Source organism: Saccharopolyspora soli, assembly GCF_022678645.1.
GTDB lineage: Bacteria > Actinomycetota > Actinomycetes > Mycobacteriales > Pseudonocardiaceae > Saccharopolyspora > Saccharopolyspora soli.
In genome coordinates this window covers 44,696-58,605 of sequence record NZ_JALBWV010000010.1, presented here as the reverse complement: position 1 = coordinate 58,605, position 13,910 = coordinate 44,696, and the positions used below count along the sequence as shown (strand labels likewise).

The window sequence follows — 13,910 nt, the reverse complement described above, 5'->3', positions numbered from 1 at the left end:
AAGTTACTTGGTAAAGGGTGCCCCTCACCTCGAAACGATCAGGTGAGGAAGCGGTGCAGGACGTCGGCGCAGTGGCGGATTTCGGCCGTTGCCACGTGCTCCTGCTTCGTGTGGGCGAGCGTCGGTGAGCCGGGGCCGAAGTTCACCGCGGGCAGCCCGCGGGCCGCGAAGCGCGCCACGTCCGTCCAGCCGAGCTTCGCGACCGGCTCCGCGCCGGATGCCTCGACCAGTTCCGCCGCCGCCGGGGCACCGAGGCCGGGCAGGGCCGCCGGGGCACCGTCGACCACGGTGACCTCGAAGCCGTCGAAGACCTCGCGGAGGTGCGCTTCGGCCGCGGCCAGCGACTTGTCCGGGGCGAACCGGTGGTTGACCGCCACCACGCAGGAGTCCGGCACCACGTTCCCCGCGACACCGCCGGTGATCCGCACCGCCTGCAACCCCTCCTGGAACCGCAACCCGTCGATCACCGGATTGCGCGGCTCGTAGTCGACCAACCGCTGCAACACCGGCTGCGCTGCGTGGATCGCGTTGACGCCCATCCACGCGCGCGCCGTGTGCGCGCGGACACCCGTGGTGCGCACCTCCACCCGCATGGTGCCTTGGCAGCCCGCCTCGATGGCCGCGTTCGACGGCTCGCACACCACCGCCAAGTCGCCGACCAGCCAGTCCGGCAGTTCCCGCTCGATGCGGTTGAGGCCGTTGCGCTCGGCTTCGACTTCCTCGCAGTCGTAGAACACGAACGTCAGGTCGTGGCGCGGTTCGGTGAGCGTCGCGGCGAGGTGCAGCATCACCGCGTCGCCGCCCTTCATGTCGACCGTCCCGCAGCCGTGCAGGACCTCCTCGACGCCCGAACCGGTGCGGCGCAGCGGCAGGTTGTCGTTGATCGGCACGGTGTCCAGGTGCCCGGCCAGCACCACCCGCGAGCCGCGCCCGAAGTTCGTCCGCGCCAGCACGGCCGCGCCGTTGCGCACCACTTCGAGGTGCGGTGCCTGGTCGCGCAACCCCTGCTCCACGGCGTCGGCGATGGCCTTCTCGCCGCCGGAGACGCTGGGGATGTCGACCAGCGCGGCGGTGAGTTCGACGGGGTTCGCGGTGAGATCCAACGACGCAGTCACGTTCGGGAGGCTACCTGGGCGGCCGGACCCCGGCCGCCCACCGGAGCCACCTGCGGAACGAGTGGGAACCGGTTTCTCCCAACGGACGTCCAACCCATGATCATCGCGCTAGGCTTCGTCGGCTGGAGGTGGGGCAAATGGGATACGCGGCAAATCCGGATTCGCTCAGAAAAGCCGCAGCGAGCGCGAAGTCGGCTGGCGAACAGGCCGGGCAGGTGAAGCTGGGACCACCGGCCACCGACATCGCCGAGGCGATGCCGGGCGGCAAGTCCGCGGACGCGGCGAAGCAGGTCGCGCAGAGTTGGGAGAAGTCGCTCAAGGCGTGGAGCCAGGCCGCCGTGGAGCACGGCAACTCGTTGAACGCGACCGCCGACGAGTACCAGCGTTCCGACGAGTCCAGCGCGGCGGACATCGGCCGCCTCGGCGCGCAGACCGGAAGGTAGTCAGACGAATGGTCTCGTTCGCCGATGTGCGCCGCTGGAAGCCGGATGGACTTGATTCTGTCCACGCCGAACTGGGCAAGCGCCGCGACAACCTGATCGACCTGCAGGACGAGTTGGACGGCGCCAAGAACCCCGGCGGCTGGTCCGGCGAGGCCGCCGACGCTTCGGCCAAGCGGCACCGTGAACTGGTCGAGAACATGCGCGCGCTGATCGCCGAAGTCGCCACCGTGCGGGTTGCGGTGGGCACTGCCGCCGACGACGTCGCCAAGATCAAGCAGCAGATCGAGCAGGCCGACCACGAGGCGCGGGCCAACGGCTTCGAGATCACCGAAGAGGGCGGCGTCAAGGACGTCAAACCGCCGCAGGATGTGCCGCAGGACCAGCTGGAGCAGGTCAGGCAGCAGCGCATCCAGGTCCGCGACAAGCTCGTCCAGACGATCGAGCGGATCCTCGACGAAGCCGAGCGCACCGACGCCGAGCTGGCCAAGGCCCTGGCCGCCGCGGACCAGAACAAGATCGAGCCCGGCAAGGGCGGGTCGCTGGCCGACGCCGCGAACACCGAGGGCATCCAGGCGCTCGTCACTTCCGCGGGCAAGCCGAAGGACGACTCGCCGAAGGCCGCGGCGGAGTGGTGGAAGTCGTTGTCGGACGAGCAGCGCGCGGCGTTGCGGGAGAATCCGCCCGCCTGGCTGGGCAATCGCGACGGCATCCCGGCCGAGGTCCGCGACGGGGCCAACCGCGGCCGCATCGACGACGAACGCAAAGCGCTGCGGGAGCAGAAGGCCACCCTGGAGCGCGGCGGGGTCAGCGAAGACGAGCAGGAACAGCTCCAGCAGGTCAACGACAAGCTCAAGTCGCTGGACGCGGTTGAGAAGACGATCGCCAAGGAGAACCCCCCGCGTCAGCTGCTGGTGCTCGACAGCAGCGGTGAACGAATGAAGGCCGCGGTCGCGGTGGGCAATGTGGACACCGCCGAACACGTCTCGGTGTTCACCCCCGGCTACACCACCACGGTTCAGGACGGCCTCGGCAACTACGACTCGAAGATGCAGGAACTGGTCAAGGAGTCAGAGGACGAGCTAGTCCGCAACGGCAAGAGCGGCGACGTGGCAGCGGTGGCCTGGCTCGGCTATGAAGCGCCGCAGGAGTCCGAGAACCTAGATGTGTTCGGCGACTCGGTGGCCAGCTCCAATTCCGCCCAGGAGGGCGGGGAAAAGCTCAACGACTTCTACAAGGGCATCAACGAATCCCGGGACACCGATCCGCACCTGACCGCGATCGGGCACTCCTACGGTTCGACGACGACCGGGTACGCCCTGCAAGGCGGCGGCCACGGCGTCGATGACGCGATCATCTTCGGTTCACCGGGCGTCGGAACCAACGACATCGAAGACCTGCACGTCCCGGGCGGCCACGCCTACCGGCTGGAGGCCAAGGACGACCCGGTCGCCGACTTCGCCAGGTTCGGCGGCGACCCGTCCCACATGGGCGGTTTCAATGACCTCTCCACCGAGAAATCGGCCGAAGGCGAAGGGGTTACCGGCCACAGCGACTATCTGAATCCCGGCACTACCAGCCAGCACAACATGGCCTCCATCGTGGCGGGCATGCCAGAGAACACTGTGGAGGGCAAGACCAACGGCGTCGGCGATGTTATCTCCTACGTCCCGCACCAGGCGCAGGAAGCGGGATCCGCGATATATGACGCTGGCGAAGATGCGGTGTCCAAAGCCAAGGACTTCGGCCAGGAGGCCGGGGCCAAGATCAAAGATCTGTTCTCATGAGAAGGGTCAGCCTGCTGATCCTTTGCGCGCTGCTCATCGGCGGCTGCGCGAGCCGACCCGAATCATCCGACGGGGGAAGCATGGAAGACCCACGCAGCGTCCTGCAGCAGCGACCGTCCATGGAAGACGTCACTGCCCGGTACGAGGAGATGCAGCAGAAGCTGCGGGACCGGCTGTCGGCCGAACTCGGCCTCGCCACACCGTGGGAAAACGACGGTGACATCGGCGAGGCAGCGTGTCAGGGCGAAGAGTTCTCCCAGATCGACGGTGCTGAAGAGCACAGCCTGGCTCGCTGGGTCTACCGAGGCAGCATCCCGGACAGCCAGTGGGCGCAGGCGGAGCGGATCGCTGACGAGGTCAGCTCCGAGTACGGCTTCGTCGAACGGGAAGTGGTCGTGAACCGGCCCGCCGACCACAAGGTGGAAATCCGGGACGGCTTCGGCGCGGCGCTGCAGTTCGGCACGGCGGTGAACACCATCCTTAGCCTGCGCACCGGCTGCCACCTGCTCCAGTCCGCGAAGGGCGGACCGGCGTAGCGGTCGCGCGCACAGCCCGGCCGCGTCGCAGCGCGAAAGTGGAGGTAAGGCCAACTCATGGTGTCGTTCGCCGACGTGCGCCGCTGGAAGCCCGACACGTTGGAAGACGTCTTCCGCACGCTAGGCAAACGCACGGACGAGTTGACCGGGATCGGCGACGAGTTCAACAGCGCCGAGCAGCCCGCTGGCTGGAGCGGACCGGCGGCGGAGAACGCGGCGAACCGGCACGGCGCATCGGCCAAGCACATGCGCACACTGATCGCCGAGGTCAGCAGCGTGCGCGAGGCGGTGGGCAGGGCCGCCGAAGAGGTCGAGCGCATCAGGAAGCGGCTCAACGCGGCCGAGCACAAGGCGCACGCCAGCGGTTTCGAGATCACCGAGGAAGGCGGCGTCCGGGATGCCAACCCGCCGCAGGACGTGCCCGCCGCCGAGGTCGAACAGGTGAAGCAGCAGCGGTTGCGGATCCGCGACGAGTTGGTCGCCGAAATCGAGTCGATCCTCGACGACGCCGAACGCATCGACGGCGACTTGGCCAAGGTCCTCGTCGCGGCCGAACAGGACGAGATCGCCCCCGGCCCGTTGAGCGGTGCGCGAACCGTTGCTGCCGCCGCCAAGGCGCCGAAGGACGGCAGTCCGGCGGAGAACGCCGCGTGGTGGAAGTCGCTGTCGGACGCCAAGCGCGCGGAGTACACCGAGAACCCACCCGCGTGGCTCGGCAACCGGGACGGTATCCCGGCCGCGGTCCGGGACAAGGCCAACCGGGCCCGCATCGACGACGAGCGGTCCGCGCTGCGGGCCGAACGGGCCAAGTTGGCGCAGGGCGGTCTCTCCGACGACGAGAAGGGGGAGCTGGAGAACGTCGACGCCAAGCTCAAGTCCATCGACGCCGTCGAGAAGATGCTGGCGCGCGGCGACCGCCAACTGCTGCTGCTCGACACCGGCGGGGAACGTGCGAAGGCCGCGGTCGCAGTGGGCAATGTGGACACCGCCGATCACGTCTCGGTTTACACGCCGGGCTTCAACACCACGGTCGACGGCTCGCTGAACGCGGACAAGCAGATGGACCAGCTGCGGCGCCAAGCCCAGTTCGAAAGCGACCGGCACGGCGACGGCGGCAAGGTCGCCACAGTCACCTGGGTGGGCACCGAGTTTCCGCAGTGGAGCGAGGTCTCCGACCCGGACCGGTCGGTGGCAGGTTCGAAGTCCGCTGAGGAAGGCGGCAACAAGCTCGCCGAGTTCTGCGAGGGCATCAACGCCTCGCGGGACAAGGAGCCGCATCTGACCGCGATCGGCCACTCCTACGGCTCGACGATCACCGGCTACGCGATGCAGCAGCAGGGCCACGGCGTCGACGACGCGGTGTTCTCCGGCTCACCGGGGGTGGGCACGGACAACGTCAAGGACCTCAACTTGCCGGACGGGCACGCGTACCGGATCGAGGCGAAGAACGATTGGGTGGCCGACCTGGGCCGCTTCGGCGGCGACCCGAGCCACCTCGACGGGATGACCGGGCTGTCCGCCAAGGACGCGACCGTCGGCGACCACGAGCTCAAGGGTGTCGAAGGCCACAGCAGCTACTTCACCCCGAACAGCACCAGCCAGTACAACATGAGCACCGTGGTCGCCGGATTGCCGGACCGGGCGATCAAGGACGACGGCCGCGGTTTCGGCGACGCCATCTCGGGCATCATCTCCTGATGGCACGCCGGTCCGCCGAGAAGACGGGGGAATCGTGGAAGACCCGCACAGTCTGCTCCGGAAACGCCCCAGCATCGAGGAGATCAGCGAGCGCTACGAACAGATGCAGCAGCGACTGCTGGACCGCCTAGACGCCGAGGTCGGACCGTTGTCGTGGGCGGTGTCGGACCCGGTCAGCCGCGCGGGCTGCACCGAGTTCCCGGACATCTTCGACGCGGAGAGCTGGGTGCTGGAATCGTGGCGGGCGCCGGGCAACCTGCCGGACGCGCAGTGGCCGCGCGCGGTGGCGATCGTCGAGGAGATCACCGGCGAGTACGGCTTCGGCGAGCCCGAGATCATCGTGAACCGCAGCGGCGACCACGAGATCACCGGCAACGACCAGTACGGCGCGGTCTACCAGTTCGGCACCGCCGCCAACACGGTGCTGATGATCACCACCGGCTGCCACCTGCGGTGAGCGCCTGTCTTCAACTCGGTTGCGCGGCGGTGCGGGTAGCGGAACCTCAGAAGCCTTCCCGGTCCGGGATCCCCGACACCATGTAATGCCAGAGCGGGGCGAGCACCCACCACCCCGTGCGGGCCGTTGCCACCTGCGCCGATTACGGTTTCAGGCATGAGTGCACAGTCTCCCGACCCGCAGACCACGGGTGCCCACGGCGTGGGCCTGGCCACCGTGACCGACGACGGCACGGTGCTGGACACCTGGTTCCCCACCGTCAAGCTCGGCGAACCGGGACTCTCCGGCAGCACGCGGCTGTCCGCCGAGCAGGCGGCCGAGTCCCTCGGTGAAGCCGGAGCCGCACTGCTCGGGCGCGACGAGGCCCGCGGGGTCGAGATCGTCGCGGTGCGCACAGAGATCGGTCGGCTCTCCGACGAGCCGGTCGACACGCACGACGTCTACCTGCGCCTGCACCTGCTCTCGCACCGGTTGGTCCGCCCGCACGGGCAGAACCTCGACGGCCTGTTCGGCCTGCTGGCCAACGTCGTGTGGACCAACCACGGCCCGTGCCCGGTGGAGGGTTTCGAGGCGACCCGGCTGCGGCTGCGGGCGCGCGGCTCGGTCACCGTCTACGGCGTCGACAAGTTCCCGCGCATGGTCGACTACGTCGTGCCGTCCGGCGTGCGCATCGGCGACGCCGACCGGGTCCGGCTGGGCGCGCACCTGGCCAGCGGCACGACCGTGATGCACGAGGGCTTCGTCAACTTCAACTCGGGCACGCTGGGCGCGTCCATGGTGGAGGGCCGCGTCTCGGCCGGGGTCGTCGTCGGCGACGGCTCGGACGTCGGGGGCGGCGCCTCGATCATGGGCACCCTCTCCGGCGGCGGCAAGGAGGTCATCTCCATCGGCGAGCGCTGCCTGATCGGCGCCAACGGCGGGGTGGGCATCTCGCTGGGCGACGACTGCGTCGTGGAGGCGGGCCTGTACGTCACGGCGGGCACCAAGGTGACGCTGCCGGACGGCACCATGACCAAGGCGCTGGAGCTGTCGGGCTCGGACGGCGTGTTGTTCCGCCGCAACTCGACCACCGGGACGGTCGAGGTCACCGCCCGAACCGGCGGCAAGGTGGAGCTCAACGCGGCCCTGCACGCCAACGACTGACGCCTGCGCAGGTGGGAGAGCGCGCGGATCGGCATGCGGGTAGCGGGACCTCAGCGGCTTCTCGACCAGCGGAGTGGCCGTCGCCCGCCCGAGCCGCAGGTCGGCCAAGCGCCGCTTCGGCAAGTCGCCCGCGCCTGATGTCGCGGTTTCCACTGGATGGACGTGCTGCTCCGGGGTTCGTCGGTTTTATCATTGGCAATGGCCACCACCTGGCAGCAACGAGACCTCACCCGTGCCGTCGAGTTACCCGCCGAACCGCTGGCGGTCGATCGGTCCGCACCCGTCGCCGAGCACATCCGGGCCGGGCTGGACACCCGGCTGCGCGCGCTGATCGCACACGATCCGGGCACTCGACGGGGCGAAGATCCCGAGGAACTGCACCAGATGCGGGTGTCGGTGCGTCGGATGCGCGCGATGCTGCTGTCCGGCCGCCCGTTCCTGGACCGGGACTGGTCGGAGCCGCTGCGCGCGGAACTCGGCTGGTTGGGCCGGGCGCTGGGCCCGGTCCGCGACCTCGACGTGCTGCTGGACCGCCTCCGCGAGGAGAGCGCCGACCTGCCCGCTGACGAACTCGCCGCGGCCACCCGGTTGATCTCCGGTCTGGAGGCCGAGTACCGCCAGGCGAGGGTCGAGCTGCTCGCCGCGCTGGACAGCGACCGCTACCTGACCTTGCTGCGCTCGCTGGCCGATGCGCTGCGCACCGAACTGCCCACCTCGCGGTCCGCTGTGGACAGCGAGCGCGAGCTGCGCAAGCTCGTGCTCCGCCAGTTCCGCAAGCTCGACAAAGCGGTGGCCCAGCTACCGGAGGACCCCGAAGACGAACAACTGCACGCGCTGCGCATCCGGGGCAAGCGGGTGCGCTACACGGCGGAACTGGCGCAGCCAGCGTTCGGCAAGCCGATGCAGCAGCTGATCAAGGCAGCCCGCCAGTTCCAGGATGTGCTCGGGGAGCACCAGGACGCCTGTGTCGCGGAGGAGCGCATCCGCAGGCTGCTGCGCGACTTCGGCGAGGACGTCGACGCCGCGGTCGCGTTCGTGGCGGGCCGCTTGGTCGAGCGCGAGCAGACCCGCAGAGCCGAGCGCCGCACCCAATGGCTGCCGACCTGGGAAGCCCTCCGCAGCACAGCAGCCGAAATCTGACCGCGTCCGGCCGGGGCGTTCGATCGGCGTCACTCCGCCAGGCGTTTGGCGGCTGCGGCGATGCGTTCATCGGTCGCCGTCAGGGCGATCCGGACGTGGCGGTCGCCCGCCGGGCCGTAGAAGGTGCCGGGCGCCACGAGAATTCCGCGCTGCGCCAACCAATCCACCGTCTGCCAGGCATCGTCGCCGCGTGTCGCCCACAGGTACAGGCCCGCCTGCGAGTGCTCGATGCGGAAGCCTGCCGCCTCCAGCGCGGGCCGCAGGAGTGCACGCCGCGCCGCGTAGAGCTCGCGCTGCGCGCTCACGTGCGAGTCGTCGTCGAGTGCGGCGGTGATCGCCTCCTGCACCGGACGCGGGACGATCATCCCCGCGTGCTTGCGCAGTTCCAGCAGACGCCGCACCAGATCCGGGTCACCGGTGATGAACCCGGCGCGATACCCCGCCAGGTTCGAGGACTTCGACAGCGAATGCGCCGCGAGCACACCGCGAAAGTCCGAGCACACCGAGGGGTGCAGCACCGACACCGGTTCGGTGTCCCAACCGAGCGCGAGGTAGCACTCGTCGGAAGCCACCACCGCGCCGATCTCCCGCGCCGCCCGGACCGCGTCGGCCAACTGCCGCGCGTCCAGCACCCGACCTGTCGGGTTCGACGGGGAATTCAGCCACAGCAAGGCGGTTCCGGCCGGTGGCAGTTCACCGGGCGCGAGCCGGACCACCTCGGCCCCGGCGATCTTCGCACCGACCTCGTAGGTCGGGTAGGCCAACTCCGGGATCGCCACGACGTCGCCGGGACGGATGCCGAGCAACGTCGGCAGCCAGGCCACCAACTCCTTCGTGCCGATGGTCGGCAGCACCGCGTCCGGCTCCAACCCGGAGATCCCGTAGCGCCGCTGCAACGCGGCTACCGCGGCCTCGCGGAGCTCGGGAGTGCCGTGCGTGGCCGGATAACCGGGCAAATCCGCGACCGCCGACAACGCCCGCCGCAGGTTCGCTGGCACCGGGTCGACCGGAGTGCCCACGGAAAGGTCGACGATGCCGTCCGGATGCGACTTGGCCGTGGCGGTCTGCCCCGCCAGGGAGTCCCACGGGAAGTCCGGCAGGTGCGGCCCCCGGGGCCCGGACACCGCGGTGTCCGGGCCGGTCGTGGAGCTCATTCGCCCTGCGGGGGCAGGCTGGTGACGGGCTCGACGTCCTTGTTGATCTTGCCCACCTTGGCCGCGCCACCCGGCGACCCCAGTTCGTCGAAGAAGTCCACGTTCGCCTTGGTGTAGGCGGCCCACTCCTCCGGCACGTCATCCTCGTAGTAGATGGCCTCCACCGGGCAAACCGGTTCGCAGGCACCGCAGTCGACACACTCATCGGGGTGGATGTAGAGCATCCGCCCGCCCTCGTAGATGCAATCGACAGGGCATTCCTCGATGCATGCCTTGTCGAGCACGTCGACGCAGGGCTCGGCGATCACGTAGGTCACGGTTGCTCTCCTGCTCGAAGCGTTGTACTACTCGCGCACAGGAATCTCCTGACGCGACACTGACAGTATCTCTCGTACCCACCCCGGACACGTAACTGGTCCCACAGCACGGGAGGCGTGGTGACGCTACGATGCCTGAGTTAACGCCGTAAACCATTCCGGTCCAGCCACTCCGCGCCAAGCCGCCCGACCTTGCGCAGCGCTGATCGTTCTCCCAAGTAGCCGCCCACGACGCCGACGATCGGAACGTTGCCCAGCAACTCGTGGAAGAAGCCGCCCTGCGGGCGCTTGTCGAGTTCGGCATCGATCTCCCACAACGCACGTGCCATTCGCCACACCGTGCGCGCGAGCGCCTTCGGCGTCGGTCGCCCGTGCTCGCGCCGCGAGGCGTCGATGTCCTCGGTGAGCTCGGTGACCCGCTCGTCGTCCTCGGCGTGCCCAGCGGCCAGCTCCGCCGAGATCTCGCGGTCGAGCAGCACCGCGCCGATCAACTGCACCTTGACGGCCTGGTCGGTCACACCGTGCTCGGCGGCGATGGCGCACAGCACCAGGCTCTGCCCGGTGATGCCCAACGCATTGCGGATCGGCAGCCGCGAGGTGATGACACCGCCGAACCGGGGCAACCCGGCGACGAGCGCCAGGAACCGGCCGACCCGCGTGGCCCACCAGTCACAGCGCTGCTCGACCGACATCGCATCCCAGGTGGAGCTGCCCGGCACCTGCATCGCGTCCAGCTGGCGCAACACCTTCCGCAGCGCGCCATCCGCAGCGAGATCGTCGGCCCGGCCGCGCAGCCGCAGCGGATCGGCCTCGCGCAGGGCATCCAACACCGGCGCGGTCGCTCGGACGAAGGGACGCAGCACAGCGGCGATCCGCTCGTCGGTCAAAACCTCAGCCATCGCTGACTCCAGCGGCTCACGTCTTGGCGTGCTTGCCCATCACGATTCCGAGCATCAGCGCGCTTGGCAACGCACCCCCGCCGATCAGCAGCAAAGTGCGCCAATCGTTGCCGAGCAACACGATGTCGCCGCCCGGCCCGAGGACGCCGAACACGAACACTGTCACGAACCACACCACCAGCGGCGCTCCGGCCACCCGGCGGCGCGGCGAGATCCGCGCGGCCTCGGCAACCAGCAGCGGCGTCGTCACCGCCGCGATCGCCGCGGTGATCGGGAACTGCACAGCGCCCAAGTAGGACGGCAGGAACAACAGCTCGACCACGGCCAAGACCGCCGCATCGACCAGCAGGAAACCGAACAACACGTGCTCCCGTGCGGTCAACGGTCGTCCACCGGCTCGGTACCGCTCACCCCGAGCCCGCCGAACAGATCCGTCTCGCAGCCCTGCGGATCACCGGTCGCCAACACGTAGTGCTCGGTCGTCACAACGGGATGGGCGACGCCGTTGGACAGCGCGTACGCCGCGACACCGTCGCCGTTGCGCCACTGCTCCAACCACACCTTCACCTGGGTGCCGTGCGCGCGCAGCGCGCTGATCTTGGCCGCCAGGTGCTCGGACACCTCGACCACCGTGGTGATCGATTCGTCCTCGACGCTGGCCAACTCCTCCAACGCGGGCAGCTCGAACGGCATGTCTTCGGTCTGCGCCAACGCGGCCAGCCCCTTCGCGAGCGCGTCGCGCGACGGCACCGCGTAGAACACCCGCTGCACTTCGGGCACTTTCGCAGCGGCCGCAACAGTGACCTCGTGGGCGCGGATGTGGTCCGGGTGGCCGTAGCCGCCATTGGCGGCGTAGCTGACGACCACCTGCGGCTTCACCTCGCGCAACACGGCTTCCAGCGCATCGGTCTGCTCCTGCAGATCGCCGGTGGCGAAGGCGCGCGGATGCGCGTCGGGCCGGGCGCCCGCCTGGCCGGGCCGCTCCCATTGCATCCCGGAGTCGCGCCAGCGCCCGACACCGCCGAGGAACCGGTGATCGGCCACCCGCAGCGCGGCGCAGGCCGACCGCAGCTCGCCCACCCGGTAGCCGCCGAGCTGGTCGGCCTGGTCGGCGGCCAAGCCGCGCAGGCTTTCCGGGATCACTTCGCCTTCCTCGCCGAGGGTGCAGGTCACCACCACCACCTGCACACCGCGAGCGGCGTAGCGGGCGATCGTCCCGCCGGTCCAAAGGGTTTCGTCGTCTGGGTGCGCGTGCACCAGCAGCAACCGCGGAGGGGCCGTCAGCGTCACCGGTCCAGCCTAATCTGCGGCGTGCACCGCACGGCGCACGGTAGCGCCATTGCTCCGAATGTCCGAATGCCGTGTGCTACGAACGATCTCGCGCCGACACCCGATCAGCCGTGACGCAGCCCAACGGGCATTAATAGCCGTCGCTATCGGCGTGTGTTCCGACCCAGTGGGCCGCCGTTGAGAACGGTCCGGCCAGGCCATTGCCCGGCTCGACTCCGGTGACCTCTCGACGCAGCGCGAGGACCTGCGCCTGCTGGTAGAGCGGGAGCGCGATCGCGTCCCGCCACAGCACCGACTCGACGGTCCCCGCCGCCTCCTGGAACGGCACCTGCCCGGTCAACGCCGCGTCGATCGTCGGCTGCAACAGTTCGTCGCAGAACCCCGCATCGTTGTAGGGGAACGGCTGCTCGCTGTCGGCGGCCACGCCCGGACACCCGTACGAAGCAGCCATCATCGCCGCCGGATCGCCGCCCGCCGGGCGCGGCGCGATCGCCATGTCCACCGAACTCGCCCCGCCGGAATCCCCGGATCGCGGGTTGACGGCCAGCGTCTCGCCGAAGAGCTGATCACCGGTCGGTGTCACCACGGTCGCCTGAATCCCCTGCTCCCGCAGCTGGCCCGCGGCCGCCTCGGCGATCCGGATGTACGACTCGTGCTCGAAGGGGGCCGCGATGACCAGGTTCAGCGGGCGGCCGTCGCGCATCCACGCCCCGCCGCTGCGGTGGTAGCCAGCCTCGTTGAGCAACCGCTCGACCTGCGCGGGATCCGGGCGGTTCGGCAGCACCGGTTCCGTCGGCGTGTAGCCGGGCTCGGACGGCGCGAGCACCTGGGCGTGCGCCTGGAACTGGTCACCTGGCCCGCCATCGGTTCCGGCCTCGATCAACGCCGGTCGGTCGAGCGCCGCGAGAACCGCCTGCCGCACCTTGACATCCGCCAACGCCCGGCTGTCCTGCCGCAGCAGCACCTCCATGGTGGCCGGGCGCGGCACGGTGATCAGCTGCACCGCGTCCCCGAGTTCGCGCAGCGACTGCATCGTGCTCCGGTCCGCGCTGAACACCGCCAGGTGGCTGTCGCCGCTGCGCAGCGCCTCCACCTGGCGCGCCTTGTCGACCGCGCGCAGCACGATCCGGTCGGACTGCGCGGGCGGCCCCCAGTACCGGTCGTTGCGCTCCAGGATGATCTCGCCGCGATCGAGGTCGACCTGCCGGATCGCGAACGGCCCGCCGGAAGCCGGGTAACCGTCGTCGAGCACGGTCGCCCAACCGCGCGGCGCGTCCCGCAGCAGGTGCGCGGGCAGCAGGTTGTTGAACAGCGTCTGCCAGCCGGGGTACGGCTTGGCGAAGGTCACCTCGACGGTCTTGCCGCCCTGCCGCGAAGCCACGTCGTCGATGAGCTGGTAACCGGCCGGATCGGCGACCCCCGGCTGGGACCGCAGCTGCTCCCACAGGTAGACGAAGTCCTCGGCGGCGATCGGCGCGCCGTCGGACCAGTTCGCCTCCCGCTTGATCCGGTACCGGACGGTGAACTTCTCCGCATCCGGCACCACTTCCGCCGATTCCATCAGCGTGCTGTCCAACTGCAGGCTGCCGTCGGGGGCCGGGCGGAACACCGAAGGCAGCATCAGGCTGGCCAGCGCCGAACTCGTCGGCGACAGGTCGGCGAGGGTGTGCGGGTTGAACCCGCCCTCCAGTTCGTCGACCCCGACCACGACCTCCACCGGCATCGGCTGGGTCGGCGGGGCGCTGGTGGTCGGGGACGGTGTCGGCGGTTGCGACACCAGAGGCGGTGGCGGCGCATTCGTGCAGGCTGCCACCACGCTGACGGTTGTCACCAGCAGGGAGACCGCAGCCAGTGGGCGGCGTCGACCCTGGGACACGCCGAACCTCCCCTCATGTCCGTGCTCCCCCGACCGCCCCGGCCACCGGGACGACTCG

At 69.6% G+C, this 13,910-nt stretch carries 13 protein-coding genes and 1 pseudogene; 7 read left to right on the top strand and 7 right to left on the bottom strand.

The genetic code is table 11. From position 1 onward, the window contains the following. Positions 1 to 38: 38 nt before the first annotated feature. Positions 39 to 1,115 (bottom strand): succinyl-diaminopimelate desuccinylase, encoded by a 1,077-nt coding sequence (gene dapE, locus MOQ72_RS09745; protein WP_242182190.1) that lies wholly within the window; start codon positions 1,113 to 1,115, stop codon positions 39 to 41. A 137-nt stretch (positions 1,116 to 1,252) separates the two neighbouring features. Here dapE and MOQ72_RS09740 point away from each other — a divergent pair, with 137 nt between their 5' ends. The 7 genes and pseudogenes from MOQ72_RS09740 to MOQ72_RS09710 all read left to right on the top strand — a co-directional run bounded on the left by MOQ72_RS09740 (position 1,253) and on the right by MOQ72_RS09710 (position 8,316). After that, positions 1,253 to 1,558, top strand: a complete 306-nt coding sequence (locus tag MOQ72_RS09740) for a hypothetical protein (RefSeq protein ID WP_242182188.1) — start codon at positions 1,253 to 1,255, stop codon at positions 1,556 to 1,558. Between the two features lie 8 nt (positions 1,559 to 1,566). After that, the gene (locus tag MOQ72_RS09735) at positions 1,567 to 3,342 is read left to right on the top strand and encodes an alpha/beta hydrolase (protein ID WP_242182186.1); all 1,776 of its coding nucleotides are present in this window, start codon (positions 1,567 to 1,569) and stop codon (positions 3,340 to 3,342) included. Next, positions 3,339 to 3,878 carry an LppA family lipoprotein gene (locus MOQ72_RS09730; protein ID WP_242182184.1) on the top strand — a complete coding sequence of 180 codons (540 nt, stop codon included), beginning with the start codon at positions 3,339 to 3,341 and terminating at the stop codon, positions 3,876 to 3,878. Before MOQ72_RS09735 ends, MOQ72_RS09730 begins: the two co-directional genes overlap by 4 nt. A gap of 57 nt (positions 3,879 to 3,935) precedes the next feature. Continuing rightward, positions 3,936 to 5,576 carry an alpha/beta hydrolase gene (locus MOQ72_RS09725; RefSeq protein WP_242182183.1) on the top strand — a complete coding sequence of 547 codons (1,641 nt, stop codon included), beginning with the start codon at positions 3,936 to 3,938 and terminating at the stop codon, positions 5,574 to 5,576. Between the two features lie 19 nt (positions 5,577 to 5,595). Continuing rightward, positions 5,596 to 6,033, top strand: a pseudogene (locus MOQ72_RS09720) (LppA family lipoprotein); the annotation flags it as partial. Positions 6,034 to 6,189: 156 nt separating this feature from the next. After that, complete coding sequence (gene dapD, locus MOQ72_RS09715; RefSeq protein ID WP_242182178.1) at positions 6,190 to 7,176, top strand: 2,3,4,5-tetrahydropyridine-2,6-dicarboxylate N-succinyltransferase; 987 nt, start codon at positions 6,190 to 6,192, stop codon at positions 7,174 to 7,176. A 198-nt stretch (positions 7,177 to 7,374) separates the two neighbouring features. Further along, positions 7,375 to 8,316: a CHAD domain-containing protein gene (locus MOQ72_RS09710; RefSeq protein ID WP_242182176.1), complete on the top strand. Its 942-nt coding sequence runs from the start codon at positions 7,375 to 7,377 to the stop codon at positions 8,314 to 8,316. A 29-nt stretch (positions 8,317 to 8,345) separates the two neighbouring features. On the opposite strand, the gene dapC is transcribed toward MOQ72_RS09710, so the two are convergent. The 6 genes from dapC to MOQ72_RS09680 form a co-directional block, all read right to left on the bottom strand. Continuing rightward, a complete protein-coding gene (gene dapC, locus MOQ72_RS09705; RefSeq protein WP_242182174.1) occupies positions 8,346 to 9,470 on the bottom strand; it encodes a succinyldiaminopimelate transaminase in 1,125 nt (374 codons plus the stop codon). Next, positions 9,467 to 9,787: a ferredoxin gene (gene fdxA, locus MOQ72_RS09700; protein ID WP_242182172.1), complete on the bottom strand. Its 321-nt coding sequence runs from the start codon at positions 9,785 to 9,787 to the stop codon at positions 9,467 to 9,469. Before fdxA ends, dapC begins: the two co-directional genes overlap by 4 nt. Positions 9,788 to 9,927: 140 nt before the next feature. Further along, the gene (locus MOQ72_RS09695; RefSeq protein WP_242182170.1) at positions 9,928 to 10,686 is read right to left on the bottom strand and encodes a hypothetical protein; all 759 of its coding nucleotides are present in this window, start codon (positions 10,684 to 10,686) and stop codon (positions 9,928 to 9,930) included. Positions 10,687 to 10,702: 16 nt separating this feature from the next. Further along, positions 10,703 to 11,068, bottom strand: a complete 366-nt coding sequence (locus tag MOQ72_RS09690; RefSeq protein ID WP_242182168.1) for a hypothetical protein — start codon at positions 11,066 to 11,068, stop codon at positions 10,703 to 10,705. Next, positions 11,065 to 11,976 carry an N-acetyl-1-D-myo-inositol-2-amino-2-deoxy-alpha-D-glucopyranoside deacetylase gene (mshB, locus tag MOQ72_RS09685; protein WP_242182166.1) on the bottom strand — a complete coding sequence of 304 codons (912 nt, stop codon included), beginning with the start codon at positions 11,974 to 11,976 and terminating at the stop codon, positions 11,065 to 11,067. The genes MOQ72_RS09690 and mshB overlap by 4 nt, the downstream gene beginning before the upstream one ends. A gap of 130 nt (positions 11,977 to 12,106) precedes the next feature. Then, on the bottom strand, positions 12,107 to 13,852 hold the full coding sequence (locus MOQ72_RS09680) for an ABC transporter family substrate-binding protein (RefSeq protein ID WP_242182164.1): 1,746 nt from the start codon (positions 13,850 to 13,852) through the stop codon (positions 12,107 to 12,109). Between the last annotated feature and the right edge of the window lie 58 nt (positions 13,853 to 13,910).